The following is an 18,373-nucleotide window of genomic DNA, read 5'->3' as shown; positions in this document are numbered from 1 at the left end:
TTTTGTCATTAAACAATCCTTATTGATTAATATTTCGTCAATAAGTATAGCATATTTTTCGGCGCTTACTCTGTTGAAAACCGATTTCACTAATCAGCACATATTCGTTTTCTGTATTACTCATCATGTAAATTTTAGATTTTTTTCCATTTCGATTTGCTCCAATTTATCAATAGGAAAATTTATGGTCCAAGGCTTTATGGGGTGTGGTAAAGCGGTTTCTGTGCAGTACTCTTCTAAATCTTCAGTTGAAATATGCTCAATATGGAATTCATCAACAAGGAGTTGATGTGCCTCCTCAAAATCAGTCACTATTTTTTGAATGGAATCATTCCCTTCGCTTTTAGAGAATTTTAATTGTTTCGATTGGGCATCCCAAGCTAATGATTTACGACCATGTTCAGTAATGATCCCAATTACAGTTTTAGAATCGCGTATTCCAATTGCCAAGGGATAACGCTCCAGTTTGAGTAAATTCATTGCTGCCTTTTCTTGACTTATAGGACATAAATTAGTCTGCATTAAGCGAAGCCATCCCTGTCTTGTCTTTTTCTCGAGCACATAAACGTTATCAATCGAGTGAAACTTGAATTCATCTTCATTTTGACTAATCGACTCATCTTTTCCGGTAATCCGTATCGGAAATCGAGGTGCGGAAGAACCGAGGCCGGGATCTAAAAGAAATTTTTGTTCATCAATTTGTACCGTTAAAATGAGATGCGTGAGAGGAAGCTGAAGTATTTCTGGTGAATTGACTATTGCCCCCATAAGAACTCGCGCAGCACAAAATGAAACGGCATACCCTAGTTGTGATAGTGCATCTAATAATAATGCAGCTGTTTGAAAACAATATCCACCATGATCCGCGGTAAGTAAATTTTTATAGCTAAAAAAAGATAATGAATCTCTATAGACAGGGTGCTGGCGGGAAATTTTCCTTAATTCAAAATTTGAATAGGGAAAGGTTTGAACATGCGCAAAATAGATGGCGTTTAAATAATTGATTTTCTCCTCACTTGAGGGTTTATCTGGTAAGGGAGCAATTTTTATTGTTTGCAGGTACTGTTTTAAGTTTATTTTCATGGTGAATATTCGACCTATTGTTTCATTATAACGGTACTTAATATTTTGGTTTAATTCCAGTAGGGTAATGAAGCGCAGGAATTGACGGCATCTCTTATTTCCCCTGATTGTTCACATGAACTTCACGCACTAAAGCGAGCCATGCTTGCGCAGCTTCAGAAAGATAAGCGTTTCTGCGCCATGTCATTGCCATATTCCATTGAAGTTCTTTTTCTTTAAGTAACAGAGAATGAATTTGGCTGTGTTGCCTTTGCATCGCAATCATTCGTGGCAAAAAAGTAACCCCAAGACCTGCAGAAACCAGTTCTAACATAAAATCAATTTGACTGCTTTGTGCCACTATTTTGGGTTCGAAACCTATATGGTGGCTCGCATCCATTATCATTCGATGTAAAGCAAATCCACTACCGAAAAGAATAAAAGGAATCTCTTTCAGCTCAGATAAAGAAACGGAATGTTTTGTTGCTAATGGATGACTTGATGCTAAGAGCGCAACCAAGGGTTCAGAGCGGATCGGTTGACAATCAAACTCTTCAGGAATGGGTAATAAGGTTCCCGCGAAGTCTATGTCTCCTGCCCGCAAACATTCCGCGAGCTTATCACTTCCATGTTCAATGAGCTCAACCTCAATACCAGGATAAAGCTGGTTATAACGAGCAAAAAGGGGGGCAAAAAGAGTGCTACTCCCTACCGGAGAAATACCTAGGCGTAATCGTCCTTGCTTCAAGCCACGTATCTCATCAAGTTCTTTCAGAAGATCATCCCGCTCTGCAATCAGTTTGAGCCCTCGGTGATAAACAAGTTCACCCGCTTTCGTAGGTACATTACGTTTCTTAAATCGCTCAATGAGAGGAAAACCCAATTCATCTTCAAGCTGTTTTATTGCTTTACTCACCGTTGACTGAGTAGTAAAAAGGAGCTCCGCTGCTTTGGAGAAACTCCCTTGGCGTACGACTTCGACAAATGTACGAAGTGGTTTAAATTCCATAATAATTCCAAAATAGAATAAATATAAGTCTATAAATTCATTTTATTCATAATAAATAAAGATGTACACTTATTTGAAAGAATAATACTCATAACGGCTGAATATATGTCATTAAAATGTGTAAAAAACCCCCTGTTCCAAGTGGGATTGGTTTGCCTATTTTGGCTGGCTAGCGATCTGGTTGTTAAGCTTACCAAACTACCTGTGCCTGCCGGCGTCTTGGGCTTAGGTGTAGTTTTGCTTCTTTTGATGACCAAATGCATGAGATTAGACACTATAAAGCGTGGTACAGAACTACTCCTTGGGGATATGCTGCTTTTCTTTGTTCCAGCGGTGCTTGCAGTCCTGGAGCATCATGAATTTTTGAGTCTCCTGGGTCTTAAAATTCTGTTTGTTATTGTGTTAAGTACACTTTTGGTGATGTTATTTACCGCGGTGGTTGTGGATTGCTGTTATCGTTGGAGAACTGCTCATGTTCCGTCATCTACTGACTAACTCAGCGACCCACACGGTCTTTTGGTCCTTTATAACAATAAGCCTGTACTTTATTGTCAAACAAATGTACCGCCGGTGGTCATTTTGGTGGCTTATGCCGCTTATTCTTACCCCCCTTCTGATTGCAGTGATGATTCATCTATTGCATGTTAGTTATCAGGATTATTTTCGAGGAACACAATGGTTGGTCTTATTACTTGGACCAGCTACTGTCGCCTTTGCAATTCCTATATATGAACAACGTATGCTCATTCGTAAACACTGGCCCGTGCTGTCCATTGGTGTCATTACTGGAAGTTTAACTGCCATAATCTCAAGTTGGGCATTAGCTGTTCTTTTAGGCCTTGATGAAAATTTACGCTTGAGCTTATTACCGCGATCGATTAGTACACCATTCGCAATCGAAGTCTCTCGTGCCATTGGCGGTACACCTGATCTGACGGCTATTTTCGTTATTATTACGGGTATTTTGGGAGCCGTTATTGGTGAGCTTATCCTCATGTATGTATCGTTCAATTCATCTCTTGCCCGAGGTGCTTTTTTAGGTGTTGGCGCACATGCAGCAGGAACTGCCCAGGCGCGTAAAATAGGGCAAACCGAAGGGACAATTGCAAGCTTGGCGATGATCTTAGTTGGCCTTTTGAATGTACTTCTTCTTCCTTTTATTCGCTATTTTCTGAAATAACAATTCTCCATTCTCGCCCAATCCCACGTCATCTCGAGCATAACGGGTGTATTCCCCAGCCGACTCCTGTGCTACAGCGCGAAAGTCACTGGTTGTTCTCAAGATGACGTGTAGCGAATTGTGAACCGACATTAAATTTCAGTTGTTAATCAATCCTTAAGCTTATTTGTTTTAAACTGATAAAAAGCGAAAGAGGAGACTACCATGTCAAACAAAAAATTCACTGAACGTTTGAACCAGGAGCTCGATGAGCTTGGTGTTCCTGAGTTAATGACTGAGCGCGTACAAGTATGCTCCAAATTATTTCAATTACCTAAATTTAAAATTGAAGCGCTTTTGCACGGTGTTGTTGCTTTAGATGGCGATTCCATGCAAAAAATTGCCGATGAACTTGAAGTCAGTACCGATTGGTTGTTTGGCGACGGTAAAGAAAAAACAAAGCTTCATTAGCTCTTAATAAGCCCAGTTCGCTATGCTCTGGGCTTATGACAAGGAGTTTTTGGGGTTAGCTAACACGGGTCTTATGTGCAAACTGCTCCGATTCTTTGTCGATGTTTAGTTTAGCTTGCGCCAATGAAATAATGCCATCTAGTGAACGTGCAATCTCACCTTGAGTAAATGGGGTGAATAAATTTGTAGTATAGGCTGAATACAACATAGCTAATAAAAATAGAACTGAAAATACTACTTGCCTCATCGATTCACAAAAATAAGCTGCTGTATCCAAGAAAAATTCAGGGCTTCCACTCTATTCAGAATGAGATAAACAATAAGGAATAGCACACAGAATACCGATAAACAACATGATAGGTGCATGAACTATTCGAACTAGCCTTTTGCTCAAATCAATAAAGAAATTCCTTTGTTTCCAATTTTTTAATCTCTTCGGCACCCTGAATAATGGATAGGTAATCAAGTTGAGGTTGACTTAACTTTCTATTTATTTTCTGTACCAAAAGTAAGAGGCCTTTATAAAATTCATATTGCCTCTTCGCATCAATTGGGCACCATGCGACCTTTGTGAATCGATTCCTGCCTTCACAGGAATGATAAATACTCAGTTGGGCAACTATCTTATTCTTCTACGCTATTTATTAAACAAAGTCCCCCTGGGGGGAAATTTAATAATTCATAGTTACTAAGGCCGGAATAATAGCGACTCATCATGTAATACCCCTACAGTGACAACTCCTTGCTCAGACAGCCATTGATTTACCTGTTTGCGCCGGGTGTAAACAGGTAAATCAGTACGTAGAGCAGATTCATGTATCTTTTTTATTAATTCATCGGGCAGAAAATAGTCTGGATAATTTTTTTGTAGGTAGCGTTTCAGTTTTTTACCTTTGTCTGATAACCAAAATCCACCATCAAGTGATGCGGAAATACAGATTTTTTTAATGTCGCCAAAACGTGAAAAACGAATGAGTTTGTTTATTGAGTGTTTCCGTACGTAAAGAGTAGTATCTCGGCCAAAAAATTGGGTTTTGCTGTAATGATTTTCGACCAGTCCTCTTGGTTTAATTAACCAACCAGAAGCATGACGCTTATCTTTTTTCTCCAATACTCCACCAAAAAAAAACCAGGTTCCTGCATAACCAGAATTTCTACCTGTTGATTGGTACCAGGGGGTGTTATGGATCACTGTGATCAGACGTTGATGGCTTTTCTTCCATAAGTTTGCAGTAATCATGGTGTGCTGAGCGGACGGATCTTTTGGCGTATGCTTTTCTAAAAATCTCATTAGGAAAATGAACTAAGTTGACTAGACATGTAACGATAAACCATGCAGTACAGAAATTGCAAATACAAGAACTATATCTATTGCGATTCAGGTTAAGGAGCTCCTTAACCTGATAGAATGCATTTGGTTTGTTATTATGAAAGTCGGTGATACGTGTTGACTCCGTGATTGAATACATCAACAAAGTTCGCAACACTGGGAATAGTAGAGTGGCCTGAAAAAAAGGCCAGGCCCGCTTGTATTCCTCGAGTAATATTGGCGCCTGCGGCCAAATTATTTAATGAATTTGGGGCAATTGCTTCAAAGGCATGAATTGCAACATCCGGGAGATACTCTATTACTGCCGCTTCTGGATTATTAATGTATTGATACATTACAAGCCCAGCAACCAATGCATTGTAGCCTCGATATACAGTGCTCCAGCTTAACAGGTTATACATAGTCACCGATTTTGAGGTTGTTGCTGGTTGTTTTTCATAAGCCATGTTCACTACTCCTTGTTATTGTAAATTATAAAAATCGTTTTTTATCGTGCGACATTATAAAGTAAGTTTTGAATTTATATAAGAAATCTTTTGCTACTGAAAACCGTTAAATTCTTTCTGTAAATAAAGTTGAAGTTGAAAAAAAACGAGTTAAAATAATAACTTGCCTCTGGAAAACCTTAATGAAAAAATGAACAGGAATTTTCAGTAGCCCAATTAACTCAGTGGATTAAGCTAGGCTTTAATCGCCATTTATATTTTTTAAAAGGATTTTGAAATGCCAGGATCAACTTCAAACATATTAACTCGTCTTCAGGCACGCGTGCCTACTTCTTCCTCAGCCCATAGGAATACGCAAAGAACGAATGGCGGTTTATTGGTGACGCAAAGTACAATACAAGCAGGAATGCAAATTAATAATACAACAAGTCCTATTGCTTTAATCCCTATCGCTTTTGCCCAGACCCTAAATTCCGGATATGCTGTAGTACGGTCCGATACTCACCTCAATGAAAAATTGATCCAAGGGCTTCAAGCAATTTTTTCTGCTGTGATCCTGGGATTGGCAATCAGTTTGGTATTTCATGATGACCAAATAGTGAAGCAAGTCATGTTTTTATTTCAACTCCTCTATGGAGCCTTATTTCTCGTTACCTGGGGTGGTAGCGAGGTTTCTAAAGATACAACGTCAACACCTACCAACAATGGAGTCGCCCCTCTTCTCCTTAAATCGATTATTAAGAGCCCTGCTGAGGACGATTTAGAAAAGGGTGAAAAAAGTGAAAATGAGGAAGAACTTGGAGCAAGTGATGACGAGAAAATAGAAATAGAGGAACAGAGAAAACTCTCTAACTCGAAGTAATGTTGCTAGCGAGGGGATATTCTCATGCTGCGTAGACTGACCTTGGGCACTTCTCTGCCAAGGTCACGGGAGGGAAAATTGCAAATTAGAGCGAGATTTTAAATATGGGATGAGGGTTGCGGTGAGCTATCCTCTCCAAGTTTTATACCAGTCAATATTTTTTGAAAGATATCAAAATTTTTGCTTTGTGAACGGGTATCAATAATTGGAAACATGATATGTTGGAAAAAAGAGGCTCTTTTTTCAATTTCCTCAGCATAAATTTCAGCGATGAGTTCGGGCTCATTTTTAAATTCGCCACAACCCCAAGCGCCAAACATCGCATAAGGTTGGTTGGCAATAATTAATGTGTCCAGTTGTGCCGCAATGCGTCGTCGTAAATCATCCCGGTGTTCTTTAACTACTTCCGGCGCCTTCGAATGGGATTCAGCAAAGTGTTCTGGCGCTGCAGATCTTAATTCACGAAAAGGAAAAATATTTGTTGGCACAAGAAATGAGAAGCTCATATCAGGATCAGAAATCTTATTGGCTGAAAAATCATCTATTGACGGCGTAAGCAATACTTCAGGCCCTCTAAAACAAATTCTCGGTTCATCACTGTGGAAGGTTTTACATGCGTTTGGTGAATAGGCTTCTTTACAGCGTTGCTTTAAAATTTCGAGTTCTTCATGGGTCATTCTCCTTCGGCCTTCTACTAATTCTATGCCTTCAGGAGTATAAAGAAATGCATTCTCATAATCCTTATCATGTCGGACTATTTTATCCATTAATGAAAGCGCGCAAGTGGTTCGATGCCACATGTTTTCTTCTTGAGCACTTCCGCCTTCCAATGACCCTCCTCCAGGATAGAGGGAATTGGCCATATTTAATATGGAATAAATTTTTGCATACTTTTGGGTAGCCTCCATCGCTGTAACACCCCAATCTTGGTATACGACTTCAACCTCAGGAGGCGGATCAGATCTTTTTTTCGCCCAAGAAGTTAAATTTGCGGTTGCTGTCTTTTTTAATTCCTCTAATTTTTTATAATCAGTTATTGTACTTAAAGTTTTGCCCATGCTTTCATGACGCCAACGCTCACCAGAAAGAGCACCTTTGAACAAATTGGGTTTATGTGCTTCATGAACACCAAAAATGGCAGCATGCTCTACTGCATGACTAGCGCTGGGAGATTTTCCTCTAAAAAATTTTAGCAACATAATTCACAAACCCTTATTTTTTGGACTCAATGTGTCTCTTTGAAGAGCTAGAGCGCTCTGAATCAATATCTTAAAATCAATGCATCAAACGAACAGGCTACAAAAATTCAAATATAGGGTTCTGGGAAGGACCATATATCCATACATTCCTATCAAAATTAGAGTAGAAAACCTCTCATTCTATTCGCAGACGAATTCACCTGGCTATATATTGATAATAGTGTATATGATTTGGAATTCAAGAGCAGCACGTAGGTCTCCATTTGTTGACCGATATGAAACACGGAATTGATTTATCTGACTCGTTCCACTGGTTTATTCTTAAGAGAGTAACGAAAAACAAGCTTGAATTAGAAAATTTTTAGTATTTAGTTGAATTTATATTCCTTAAGCCTTAAATAAGTTATATTAAGAGAATCATAGAACAAGGAGCGTTTATATGATGAAAAATTTAATAAAAAATGGGATTGGGTTCATTATATTTTCTTTTGCAATTCAAGCCATCGCCAAGGATACGATCAGTGTTCAAGTAAAAACCGATGAGAAGACAGCTGCTGCTTTGGGGTTTACTGTGGAGGGTAAAAAATCGGGGGCTCGCGGGAAGTCCTATTCAGGCAAAGGACCTGCAAATAAAGTATATATCTTTGGTTATCGAAAAAATTCAGCATTTGGTCCAGACATTTTATGTGGTTCCCAAAAGCTAGCAAAAGACAGTATTGTGACTTTAGTGACTACAGGAGATCATTGCTCCATTGAAATCGATTAGGGGCTGCCTACCATTCTCCGATAATCGGGTTTTTCAGGATCATTGTCTGTCTTTATGGATTAGCGAACATGAGCCCCGCATCCTCAATCATTTGCTCATATATCAAAACCAAAACCGAGCCTTGATGAATTTCCAAAACAATGTCAGATAGTCGTGTTCGATTGAAACACGAAGTTTTTCCTGGAAAATAAAGTTGCGAATGATTGAGCTCCCATTGAAGCCCTTTTGAAGAAATAGTTGCTGTGGGTATTCCGATTAATGAAATTTTTGTATGCATGGGTAATGAGCACCCCATACTTGATTTTTCATTTAAAACAAAGCCGCGTATGGGGGGCGCATACAAAAGACAATTTGTTTCCATAAAAATATTTATGTTATTCAACACATGATCCAAATGCCCGCCATTGATTCCTACAATGATGGCAGGTAATAAATCATTCTCTTTTAAATAGTGCATCGCTTTTTGATAATCACTAAAATTTTGATCGGCTGAATGAAGAAAAGGATGGTTTTCTAAGAGAGATGGTCGAACAGAATCCAAATCCCCAGTAATTAAGTGCGGGCTAATTCCACGCTCTAATAAACTATTGGCCGCCCCATCTGCTGCGATAATGGGCATGTTCAATGTTTTGAAGAATGATGACTCAGGTAATTCTCCGTTGAGGCATAGAATCGATCGATAGCCTGTTAAATTAATTACATCGTGCATCATAATGTCTTTTTAAAAGAATAAGCAGCACACTGACAATCAAACCTACTGCATTAGAACTGATCACAAAAAATGAATCCGTACTGCTCCCATAAATAATCCAAGCTAGAGAACATATGAAGTAATTAACCAACATGAGCATGGAAAGATCATGAGTTGATCGTGTTTTTAAGGATTTGATAATTTGCGGCAATAAGCCGATAAAAGAAGTAATAAAAGCAATAATACCTGAGAGCATAACTATAGACACATTTTCCTCCGCTCAGACGAATGAGATCAGGTTCAAAGGGTTGGTTCATCCTCTCAGCCACAACGGGCACCCCTAATGTACGAACAATATTTTACCATGAAGGGTAAAAGCTGAAAAGTAAATCCTCTCAATGCTTCATTACTTGAACATGTTACTTGCTCTCGCGTCATTTTGTCTTCATTTAATCCAGAAAAATTCATTAGCTTACAATCTAGTTGTTTTTAATGACAAGTGAAATAAAAACACTCTAACAAAACATAAAAAATACTAAATGCTAAGGTTTTGTTAAGGTTGGTGTTTTAAAATATAGCTCATAAATTGGTCAGTCAGAGGATTCATTTTATGGGTAAGGTTATTGTTATTCACGCTAATTGTCATAATCCAACTGCAAAAGGTGATTTTGCTTTCGCAGGTAATATTGCCAAGGATGTTGTTCGCGAGCTCGAAAAACAGGGAGTTAAGGATATTGATGTCGTTTTAGTCAGTACGCTTGATGGGGTTCCTCGATTTAAAAGTATGTACGGCAATACAGTTAAGGGTCGTTTATCAATAGAGGGGACTGATGTTGGACTGTCTTCCTTGGAAGAGTTTGATGCCGTTGAAAATACAGTGGTAGCCTTTATCGATGCCAATCGTTGCAAGTATTCAGCAGCTAATCTTGTGAAGCGAGTTCTTTCTCCTGACAGTAAATTCATATTTGTAGGGAATGTAAACCAGGAGGCCTTTGCAGATATCTTCATGCAAACCTTATACCGTATGCAAGCCAAAATGAATCAACCCGGGCTTTATGAATCATTTAGTGATCAGGATATGTTGATTGGCAGTGCAGGTATTGGCCAGGACCGTTTAGGCTTACCTACCATTACTAAAGCAGAAGATTTACCGGCATTAAGTAATCCTGAGAAAGCCTCACTTCCGACAGGTAAATATGGTTTTATGTATCTTGCCGCAGTAGATTCTTCTAAAGATTATAAATTAATTGCACAATACATTAAGTTGAGTGGTCAAGATAAATATGTTCTTGTCGGGGATTTTGGCAGTAATAAATCGGATATCAAATATGCGTACGATCATGATACGACATTGCCTACTTCCAAGTCGCTGCCAGCAATCGAATACCATCAAAGCTTACCCAATGTAGTAATGCGCCAAACCGTTGCTAATTCATCAGGCGATTTGGTTTTGTCAACGGGTGTTACCAGTACTTTGGAAGCAATGAGGGATAAAAAGCTGACCTATTATCAAGATATGTCAAACAATACCGAATTTGTTGCAGCTTATTTAATTGCTGTGAAATCACTTGTTTCAAGTGATACTTCCTTATTTGGTGCCATGCCGCAGATGATTATCGAATTATCAAGCCTGCTTTTTGCTAAGAAGCCACTAAGCCGGGTTGATATGGAGCGTACCCATGAGCTGTTAGAAATCTCTTCTATAAGCTCCAGATTAGTGGACACGAATCAAACCATTATGGATCAAGCCAGTGGAAAACTCGCCCCAAAACTGCTTACTTTTTTGGGTGAGTCACGTAAGACACAAGATGCAGTTCAACTGGCTAACGTCTGTGCTTCATTACGTAAAACGGGTGAATTAGGTAGTCCAGTGCACGATCAGGCGCTAAGAAGAGCGGCAACTTGGGGGCGATTATTTGAACTTAAGGTTCTCATTAAATCAATGTCGAAATCGGATTTAGATAAAACAGATTCTACTTATAAACGCACAGCTCTGCATTGGGCCGTTTCCGGCAAAAATTTGGATTGCGCGCGCGCATTAGTGAACGCTGGGGCAGCTTTAGATCTTCAGGATAACTTGGGTCAAACGGCGCTACATAAGGCAGTGGCAGGGGGTGACCGAGAAATGATTAAAATGCTTATAGAGGCGGGTGCTTCTGTAGATATTCCTGATACGTCGCACCATAGTCCTAAAGATTGTGCCCCAGATAGTGGCGTCTTAGCATTTATTAATCATTGTCATTCACATCGGGCAGAAAGCAAAGTGAGTAAATTGGTAAACATCTAAAACATCAAAAAAATCATAGAATAGTTTTTCACCTCAAGGTTGGGGATCTTAAAAGTCCCCAATCTTTCTACGTACGGACATAATTTGTCCTCATTTAATGCAATTTTCTGGGTAAAATTGGTGCAATAAGTCATATTTTTTTCATCTGTTCAAAAGGCTTTCTTTTTTGCATAATGGGCTGCGATGTTAGTTTGGTTAAAATATTTTCTTTCTAAATTGACATTAGAGTTGATTATTAATCCTTAAAGACATGTTCCTTGAGGATGTTTTTCAAATAAGGAATAAAAATGAAAAAAATTGCTTTGTTAATCATGGGATGGACTTTAATGGGTTTGGCTGTAGCTGCAAACAACCCCAAAGAAGAGGTCCGGCATATTGTGACGCTCAATGGTCTAGCTCAAGGCGAAGGACGGTTTATTCGTACTGATGTTGTTGAGAATGGTAAATACAAATTTGGCTATTATTTTTGCGGGACCCGCCATAGCGTAGTCTATGGAGATATAGTTTTTGCTGACGAAGTGGGTGAGTCATATCGTGTAGAACGCTCCATCAAGTTTTCCATTTGCCAGGATGAAACATTAACTGATTGCCAGGAATTTGCTAATGACCAGTTTACTATTTTTAAGAATAAAGACGGCTACTTAGAAACCGATAGTCGGCCTGTTCTACCTCTAAGTATTGCCTCAGTAAAAGATGTATTTAAAGCCTGTGAGCCTAATCCTGAAGAAGATAATCGGATGAAAAAAATAATTCATGCGGGTAGTAATTATCTGATTCGCCAAGGCTGATTTTTTAGCTTGGTACAGCGAGTCGTATTTCGTGGCGCCAAGAAATTTTCTATTAAAAAAGCCTCTCTCCGATTTTTGGGAGAGGGGCAGGGGTAAGGGTTATTACTCGATTTAACCTTCATCCGCGCTGATGTGCACCTGCTCTCCATGGGGAGAAGGGAAAGACATATAAAATCTTGATTGCAGATTTTTTTGCGAATTTAGAGCAAAAGTATAGAGATTTTACTATAATGCCCACTATTTTTTTTCAAAATGAATATTATGTCACAACCAAAACCTTCGATTTTATTTATTGGTTTACTATCTGCTTTTTCTTTACTTACATTTGATCTCTATCAACCTTCGCTACCCTATATCACCAATTTTTTTGGTACGACACATAACTTAAGTCAATTAACCTTAAGTATTTATCTGTTTGTTTTTGGGGTGACTCAATTAGTTTGGGGGCCGCTAATTGATCATTTTGGACGGCGTCGTTTGTTGCCTGGCAGCTTACTCATTGCCGCTCTTGCCAGTTTAATCTGCGCCTTTGCGCCAAATATCTTTGTACTCATTCTAGGCCGCGCACTGCAGGGATTTGCTCTGTGTTGTGCTAATCTGGTTGCATTTTCCATCTCGAGAGACTTTGAAGATACTGTAGAGCGCGCCAAGGTTTTATCCTATGTTTCTATGATCGTTTCAATATCTCCAATTCTCGCTCCAGTATTTGGTTCGCTCATTTTTACTTATTGCAGTTGGCAAGCGAATTTCATGCTAATGGCCGTTATTGGTTTAGTACTTTTACTGAAATCGCGCAATGGATTATTGGAATCGCCATTTTGGAAGCAGCCCAAAGAGCCTTTTAATGTGAAACAAGTGATTAAAGCGTATCAAGAGATCATTCCATCGCCCACACTTTGGAGTGGTTCTTTTATTATGATGTTTAGTTTTGCCGCCGTAATGCTTTCAGTGATTAATTCGTCCTATATTATTATCGATCAATTGGGTTACTCACCTTTAGTGTACGGTATTATTTTTATCATTAATGGTTTAAATATTATTGTTGGAAATTACTTAGGTATTTGGCTGCGTAAGTATTTCAGCATGGCTTCAACAATTTATCTTGGTAGCTGGTTTATTATAAGCGGAGGTTTTGCGATGTTATTGTGCGCAAATCTCTCTGAATTTAATTTATACATCTTATCTTTTGCATTAATTTGTAATTTAGGTATTAGTTTAACTGCGCCGGCTACTATGTCGATGATGCTTGCAGACTATAAGGAAAATGCAGGTCTTGCACTGGCCATAATTCATACGGTACGTATGTTTGGCTCATCCATATTAACTATTTTAAGCGCCTATTTACTCATGCAATCACTCATTGCCTTGCCTTTAGGATTAATTGTTTGTGGTTTAGGTGCTCTTTACAGTTCTTGGTATTTTAACCGTTTGACAACGAGTGATTCTGAATTTGATGGGGCAGAAGCAGCTTAGTGTGTCTATTTTTTGCTCATCCTGCTGCTTGTTATAAACAATCAGACGATATAGAATCAAAAATTTATTGATGAGTTTGGTGATCTTATGATGTTACGATTTAGCTTGCTTCGTACTAATAAAGTGGTTACGAATCAGAAACCTAATTTTTTTCATAGTAATGCTTTTGATAAAGTCAAAAAAGATGTTCCTTTAAGAGTTATTGACCTTAATTTTTTCAAGGATACTACGTTTAGAGGACAACCAATTGGGCAAAATTTTGTAAGCGATGTGTTGAAAGAATCTGGAGTTTCTGTTGGATTTAGAGAAGTATCGGCAGAAGAGTTAGGTAGTAAGCCTGCACAAACTCTGTTAGGTTTATTATGGGATGAAGATTCAGCATTAGATAAAAAGAAAAAAATAACGAAACAAAAATTTCTTGAATCCTCCCTAGATGATACTACGAAAAAACCAAAAGGCATGCTAGCAGGGTTTCATTTCTCTGATTTTGTACCCCCAAAAAAGCATGATGTATTAGTGGTTGACTATAACAACATCCCTAATGAGTCACAACTCACCCCGATGAATGAGACAAAGACATTATCCTTGCAAACAACAGGAAGAGTAATCAGTGCAGTTCCTGCTTGGGCCATTATTATGAAGTTAGCCAAAGATGCAATGAAAGTGCGAGCTGATGTGAATCCTTTCTATGTAGATCAAGCCATTTTATCACCTCAGCTCAAAGCTGATTTTGATAATTTAGCCGCAGAATTTTATAGGGTATGTCGTGTGGTGAAAGAGGAAATTGATCATCCTGATGTCCATCAATATCGCAAAAATTTTCATAAATTTTATGAGAATTATGCTATTGAAGCAAAATCTGGACAAAATCAGCTGGATGCTATCCGAAATGAAATAGAGCAATCAACTGAGAGTCACCGGATGTCTCCAGTGTTATAAAAAGCATATAGTATCTCGCTAATGCTTGGCTTGACCTTTATGTTTCTAAGCAGAAGAGATAGTTATCCCCATATTATAATGCTTCTAATGAAGCAGAGTATGTGTAAAAAGTCTCCTCTATAAATTTCTCTTGGTAATTTATAGGGAAGACTTTTGCCTCTGCCTAAGATTTGGTGGGTGTGGTATCTGGAGTATCCTCTATTCCCATGCCATATTGTTCTAAGTTTTCTTTTATGGCCTGTATTTGTTTGCTTCCCAGTTTTGCTTCAATAGCATAATTCTCATAAAATTTATGCAGGCTCTTGCGATACTCCCGTACGTCTGAATGATCAATATCTTCTCTAACGACACGACATGCTTTATAAAACTCTTCTGTTAAATTATCAAAATCAGCTTTGAGCTGGGGTGATAAAATGGCTTGGTCTACATATAAAGGATTCAAGTCAACATTGAATGTGAATCCATCCCTGGTTATTTTCATGAGAATAGCCCATGCTGGCACGTTGCTTATCGTTCTTTCATACTCACCCGTATATATATCTGGCTCACCTTCTGGGCTACGAGATGGAGTGGTATCAGCATGCTCTGCTAATGGGGAAAACTGTTGATCGGCGGGGATGCTGGTATAATCAACAACGACCACTGTTTTAGTGGATGGTAATAAGAAACTGGAGAATTTAAATCCCACAAATATACTATCGGAAACAGATATCCCATGAACTTTTGCAGTATCTGATGCATGGGCTGCAAGGTTTGCTTTGGTTTGTACTAAGTCTCTGCTTCCATCAGGGTTATAAGCCACAATCTCTTTTTTTCCTACCATTCCTAACATCGCTCTTGATTCATTTTTCTTTAATTCACTTAAGGACATACCTCTGAACCCTAGCTTGATACCAGATTCATACCATACGGAAGAGAGAAAATCTTTGCCAATAGCTAGTCCTCTAAACGTAGTGTCTGTAAAAAATTTAAGGTTTGAAATAATTAATGGAACTCCTGGGAGGTGGTTATCATAAATTGGAGCAGTAGCGTTTTTTGCAGAAAATATACTTCTGCTTTGTTGTTGGGATTGCATAATGCTTGTTGTCTTAGATGTTTTGGTGATTAGGCCTTTTGCTTCAGATAAAAATCTCATCATTTACCTCCTGAGGAATTTTAAGATTATGCTCTAAGATGATTTAATTATAGTTCATTTGCTCAATATTTGATTAGTCAAATGGTGGTTAGCTTGCAAATTTACTTAAAATCTGGATTGGGACTATAATCTCGGGTTAGAAAATTTGGCAAAATGGAGAAACAGATTATACAATTAATGTATTTAAGGTTTTATTCTTAGTCACTTGGCTGACTTTATTACCAAAAGCACGAATCATGGAGGATATAAATGAGAATATGGCGAGCTGCTGCACTAGGAGTTTCATGTCTCCTTTTTTTAAATCAGGCGAATGCACAAAATACGGAGATCAATAATACAATCAATAATAACATCACTAATTTTGCTCAATTAGTGCAGGCTGTTGAGAGTGGGGAAGATGTACGCGCAATCATCCATTTTGATAATTGCCAGGTCACAGGCCCCGCACTCCCGACTCAATTAAGAAGACGGTTAGAGGGAGCGACCACTCGATTTAATTTTACTAACTTTTTCCATGGCCAGGAGACTGTTAATAACGAGTTAACCGATACCGTGACCACGTCCATGAAGTTTTTTATCCAGAACGCTTCAGGAGAGTTCTTAACGTTATCAGGTCGCTTAAGTGTTTTTGAAGATAATACAGCAACCTTACATGTGAATTTTTTTGATCCCATTTTGCATAAGCAACAATTAGTAGTCGATTGGCTTTGCAATATTAGTAATGGCGAAGACAATAATGGTTTAGTATTGTTTAATTTTTCTTAGGTAAGTGAGCTACAGAAAAAAAACAAATCATGGGATCTTGAAACTAAGGGTCCCTGGTTTTTCATGTTTCATTTTTAGAATTAACAACCTATCTATGATATCCTTTTGATTTACCAATCAGTTGTCGTCTGCGATGAAAATAAAAGTTTTTTTTGGTGTTTTTTTCTTATTAATGAACCTTGAGGCTGTTGCTGCCCCTCATTTTGTGCCAGCTGAACCATCACCAACAGCTCGTTATGAAATCAACGGACCTGCCTTATGTGCTACAGCTAAAGAAACCTTGGCTTATTTAAATAAAGGCAATGGTTATGATCCTCGAGTGATTCATGAAGGAAAAGTTTTTAAAGTCCCGCTTGCCCGAGTAAAAGCGACCTTGGTGTTTATATGCCAGCATCAAAGCGAATTGAATAATCCTGCTTTTGTTAAAGATCACTTCGATTTTGTTCGATGGTATCCCGACCTTGAGCAAGCCAAGTCACTGAGTGCGCAAAAACCACTTGTTGCTCATTTACCCAAAGATAAAATTTTAATGACCAAGTATTACGTGCATCGTGCTCCGGCATCAAGCAAGCGCAGTGCAGCCTATCCTTTTGCTCTTTATGGTCTTCCTAAGGATGAGGCGTTACTGACTCTAGAGGAAGCAGATGCTAAGCCTGGACTCATACGCTTTCAATATGGAAAGCAAGCCATCCTAAAGGGTGCCTTAACGAATAAGAATGTCCCTGCGCTGGGTTATTTGAGTCGAGAAGACATTGAAGCGGCATTGATGCAGGGTACTGTGGTTGCTGATTTTGGTAAAAACCAGACAAAGACCTTTAATGTTCATCGTTGTAACAATATTGCCTACGACAAAACCCAAAACCCTTATCAGCAAGAACGCTATTGGTATTTTAAACAGGTGGCAGGCATCAAAGGTTATGGAAAGGATGCTGATCATAAAATCACCGTCAATACGGAGGTGACTTTTGCAGCGGATCTTGAGCAGTTTGGTTTGGGTAAATTATTGATGGTGCAATATCCTACTCGGACAGGAAATCTGGTGACGCGAGCGGGTATTTTTGCGGACACAGGTGGAGCATTCGAAAACAATGTGTATCAAGTTGATTTTTTAGCGGGTAGCTATGCAGGAAGAGGGGCATTCGCTCAGGCAACCCGCCACTTACCCGATTATGTGGCCGCTTATTTTATGGTATTAAAAAAATAATATGAAAATTTTCTTAGTTTGCTCATTCTTTATAAGTTCGATGGTGCATGCTTTTTCTTGCAATGATTCGCAAGAAATCCATAAAGCACCAATTCAATTTGATCAACAACGTATTGCGTTAACTCGCCAGTATCAATTAACTCATTATGGAATTGACTCAACATCCATTGAAATTGAACCGAGAATGATTGTTTTGCATTGGACGTGTATTCCGACGTTGGCCGCCACTTTTCGTGTATTTAATCCACCCACCTTCCCTAAAAATTCACCACGAATTAAAGAGCTACCTGGTGACTTGAACGTATCAACCCATTTTGTAGTGGATCGGGATGGAAGTATTTATCAACTCATGCCGGAGCATTGGATGGCACGACATGTTATAGGATTGAATCATTATGCAATTGGCATTGAAAATGTAGGTGGAATTGACAGCAAAGATGATTTAACCGACGCCCAAACCAAAGCAAATGCTTTTTTGGTGTGTTATCTCAAAAAGAAATATCCAAAAATAAAATATGTTATCGGACATAATGACTATTTAAATTTTAAAAAAACTTCTCTTTGGCTCGAACGGGATCCCAATTATCAAACAGATAAAGATGATCCTGGTCCCGACTTTCTCAATCGTGTGATGAAGTTGGTTCGCAGCAGCTGAATTTTTAAATATGAAAAATACAATAAAAATCAATAGGTCTTTGTGCCTATGGCGAAGATTAACTAGGCTTAATATACTATAATAAAACGTATTGATTAAGCCGTTCAAATAATAGTTCTTTGCCCTAAATGA

The 18,373-nt window shown here is 38.6% G+C and carries 21 protein-coding genes and 1 riboswitch; of the genes, 12 read left to right on the top strand and 9 right to left on the bottom strand.

Features of this window, described 5'->3' with window-relative positions; translation table 11 throughout:
- Positions 1–123 precede the first annotated feature (123 nt).
- Together ACF8MK_RS03470 and ACF8MK_RS03465 are read right to left on the bottom strand one after the other, a co-directional pair.
- On the bottom strand, positions 124–1,083 hold the full coding sequence (locus ACF8MK_RS03470; RefSeq protein ID WP_392538180.1) for an arylamine N-acetyltransferase: 960 nt from the start codon (positions 1,081–1,083) through the stop codon (positions 124–126).
- A gap of 94 nt (positions 1,084–1,177) precedes the next feature.
- On the bottom strand, positions 1,178–2,071 hold the full coding sequence (locus ACF8MK_RS03465) for a LysR family transcriptional regulator (RefSeq protein WP_392538179.1): 894 nt from the start codon (positions 2,069–2,071) through the stop codon (positions 1,178–1,180).
- A 105-nt stretch (positions 2,072–2,176) separates the two neighbouring features.
- On the opposite strand from ACF8MK_RS03465, the gene ACF8MK_RS03460 reads away from it, so the two are divergent.
- The 3 genes from ACF8MK_RS03460 (at position 2,177) to ACF8MK_RS03450 (ending at position 3,701) form a co-directional block, all read left to right on the top strand.
- Positions 2,177–2,566: a CidA/LrgA family protein gene (locus ACF8MK_RS03460; protein WP_392538178.1), complete on the top strand. Its 390-nt coding sequence runs from the start codon at positions 2,177–2,179 to the stop codon at positions 2,564–2,566.
- On the top strand, positions 2,544–3,251 hold the full coding sequence (locus ACF8MK_RS03455; protein WP_392538177.1) for an LrgB family protein: 708 nt from the start codon (positions 2,544–2,546) through the stop codon (positions 3,249–3,251). Before ACF8MK_RS03460 ends, ACF8MK_RS03455 begins: the two co-directional genes overlap by 23 nt.
- 204 nt (positions 3,252–3,455) lie before the next feature.
- On the top strand, positions 3,456–3,701 hold the full coding sequence (locus ACF8MK_RS03450) for a hypothetical protein (RefSeq protein WP_392538176.1): 246 nt from the start codon (positions 3,456–3,458) through the stop codon (positions 3,699–3,701).
- 55 nt (positions 3,702–3,756) lie between these two features.
- Here ACF8MK_RS03450 and ACF8MK_RS03445 read toward each other — a convergent pair whose 3' ends face one another.
- The 3 genes from ACF8MK_RS03445 to ACF8MK_RS03435 form a co-directional block, all read right to left on the bottom strand.
- Entirely contained in the window at positions 3,757–3,948 is a 192-nt protein-coding gene (locus tag ACF8MK_RS03445; protein WP_392538175.1) for a hypothetical protein, read from the bottom strand.
- A 441-nt stretch (positions 3,949–4,389) separates the two neighbouring features.
- On the bottom strand, positions 4,390–4,992 hold the full coding sequence (locus ACF8MK_RS03440) for a hypothetical protein (RefSeq protein ID WP_392538174.1): 603 nt from the start codon (positions 4,990–4,992) through the stop codon (positions 4,390–4,392).
- A gap of 134 nt (positions 4,993–5,126) precedes the next feature.
- On the bottom strand, positions 5,127–5,477 hold the full coding sequence (locus ACF8MK_RS03435; protein ID WP_392538173.1) for a hypothetical protein: 351 nt from the start codon (positions 5,475–5,477) through the stop codon (positions 5,127–5,129).
- A 277-nt stretch (positions 5,478–5,754) separates the two neighbouring features.
- Between ACF8MK_RS03435 and ACF8MK_RS03430 the strand changes: the two genes are divergently transcribed.
- The gene (locus ACF8MK_RS03430) at positions 5,755–6,339 is read left to right on the top strand and encodes a hypothetical protein (RefSeq protein ID WP_392538172.1); all 585 of its coding nucleotides are present in this window, start codon (positions 5,755–5,757) and stop codon (positions 6,337–6,339) included.
- A gap of 98 nt (positions 6,340–6,437) precedes the next feature.
- On the opposite strand, the gene ACF8MK_RS03425 is transcribed toward ACF8MK_RS03430, so the two are convergent.
- Positions 6,438–7,538: a poly(ADP-ribose) glycohydrolase domain-containing protein gene (locus tag ACF8MK_RS03425; RefSeq protein ID WP_392538171.1), complete on the bottom strand. Its 1,101-nt coding sequence runs from the start codon at positions 7,536–7,538 to the stop codon at positions 6,438–6,440.
- Between the two features lie 439 nt (positions 7,539–7,977).
- Between ACF8MK_RS03425 and ACF8MK_RS03420 the strand changes: the two genes are divergently transcribed.
- Positions 7,978–8,304, top strand: a complete 327-nt coding sequence (locus ACF8MK_RS03420) for a hypothetical protein (protein WP_392538170.1) — start codon at positions 7,978–7,980, stop codon at positions 8,302–8,304.
- A gap of 52 nt (positions 8,305–8,356) precedes the next feature.
- On the opposite strand, the gene ACF8MK_RS03415 is transcribed toward ACF8MK_RS03420, so the two are convergent.
- Both ACF8MK_RS03415 and ACF8MK_RS03410 read right to left on the bottom strand, forming a co-directional pair.
- Complete coding sequence (locus ACF8MK_RS03415; protein WP_392538910.1) at positions 8,357–9,013, bottom strand: thiamine diphosphokinase; 657 nt, start codon at positions 9,011–9,013, stop codon at positions 8,357–8,359.
- Positions 8,997–9,263 carry a SemiSWEET family sugar transporter gene (locus ACF8MK_RS03410; RefSeq protein WP_265702030.1) on the bottom strand — a complete coding sequence of 89 codons (267 nt, stop codon included), beginning with the start codon at positions 9,261–9,263 and terminating at the stop codon, positions 8,997–8,999. Before ACF8MK_RS03410 ends, ACF8MK_RS03415 begins: the two co-directional genes overlap by 17 nt.
- A riboswitch (TPP riboswitch) is annotated at positions 9,250–9,347 on the bottom strand. It overlaps the preceding gene by 14 nt.
- A 258-nt stretch (positions 9,348–9,605) precedes the next feature.
- Between ACF8MK_RS03410 and ankY the strand changes: the two genes are divergently transcribed.
- The 4 genes from ankY (at position 9,606) to ACF8MK_RS03390 (ending at position 14,482) form a co-directional block, all read left to right on the top strand.
- Positions 9,606–11,282 (top strand): Dot/Icm T4SS effector AnkY/LegA9, encoded by a 1,677-nt coding sequence (gene ankY / locus ACF8MK_RS03405; protein WP_392538169.1) that lies wholly within the window; start codon positions 9,606–9,608, stop codon positions 11,280–11,282.
- A gap of 287 nt (positions 11,283–11,569) precedes the next feature.
- Positions 11,570–12,070 (top strand): hypothetical protein, encoded by a 501-nt coding sequence (locus ACF8MK_RS03400; RefSeq protein WP_392538168.1) that lies wholly within the window; start codon positions 11,570–11,572, stop codon positions 12,068–12,070.
- Positions 12,071–12,331: 261 nt separating this feature from the next.
- The gene (locus ACF8MK_RS03395; RefSeq protein WP_392538167.1) at positions 12,332–13,543 is read left to right on the top strand and encodes a multidrug effflux MFS transporter; all 1,212 of its coding nucleotides are present in this window, start codon (positions 12,332–12,334) and stop codon (positions 13,541–13,543) included.
- A gap of 87 nt (positions 13,544–13,630) precedes the next feature.
- Positions 13,631–14,482 carry a hypothetical protein gene (locus tag ACF8MK_RS03390; RefSeq protein WP_392538166.1) on the top strand — a complete coding sequence of 284 codons (852 nt, stop codon included), beginning with the start codon at positions 13,631–13,633 and terminating at the stop codon, positions 14,480–14,482.
- Positions 14,483–14,645: 163 nt separating this feature from the next.
- Here ACF8MK_RS03390 and ACF8MK_RS03385 read toward each other — a convergent pair whose 3' ends face one another.
- On the bottom strand, positions 14,646–15,620 hold the full coding sequence (locus ACF8MK_RS03385) for a hypothetical protein (protein WP_392538165.1): 975 nt from the start codon (positions 15,618–15,620) through the stop codon (positions 14,646–14,648).
- 246 nt (positions 15,621–15,866) lie between these two features.
- Here ACF8MK_RS03385 and ACF8MK_RS03380 point away from each other — a divergent pair, with 246 nt between their 5' ends.
- From ACF8MK_RS03380 to ACF8MK_RS03370, 3 genes are all read left to right on the top strand, one after another.
- Positions 15,867–16,382 (top strand): hypothetical protein, encoded by a 516-nt coding sequence (locus tag ACF8MK_RS03380; RefSeq protein ID WP_392538164.1) that lies wholly within the window; start codon positions 15,867–15,869, stop codon positions 16,380–16,382.
- Positions 16,383–16,515: 133 nt separating this feature from the next.
- Positions 16,516–17,586: a hypothetical protein gene (locus ACF8MK_RS03375; RefSeq protein ID WP_392538163.1), complete on the top strand. Its 1,071-nt coding sequence runs from the start codon at positions 16,516–16,518 to the stop codon at positions 17,584–17,586.
- 1 nt (position 17,587) lies between these two features.
- Positions 17,588–18,241, top strand: a complete 654-nt coding sequence (locus ACF8MK_RS03370; protein ID WP_392538162.1) for an N-acetylmuramoyl-L-alanine amidase — start codon at positions 17,588–17,590, stop codon at positions 18,239–18,241.
- The last annotated feature ends 132 nt before the right edge of the window (positions 18,242–18,373 follow it).

Source organism: Legionella sp. 227 (assembly GCF_043161935.1).
Taxonomy (GTDB): Bacteria; Pseudomonadota; Gammaproteobacteria; order Legionellales; family Legionellaceae; genus Legionella; species Legionella sheltonii.
Note: the sequence above shows the minus strand (reverse complement) of the source record. Positions and strands in the feature narration are given on the sequence as shown.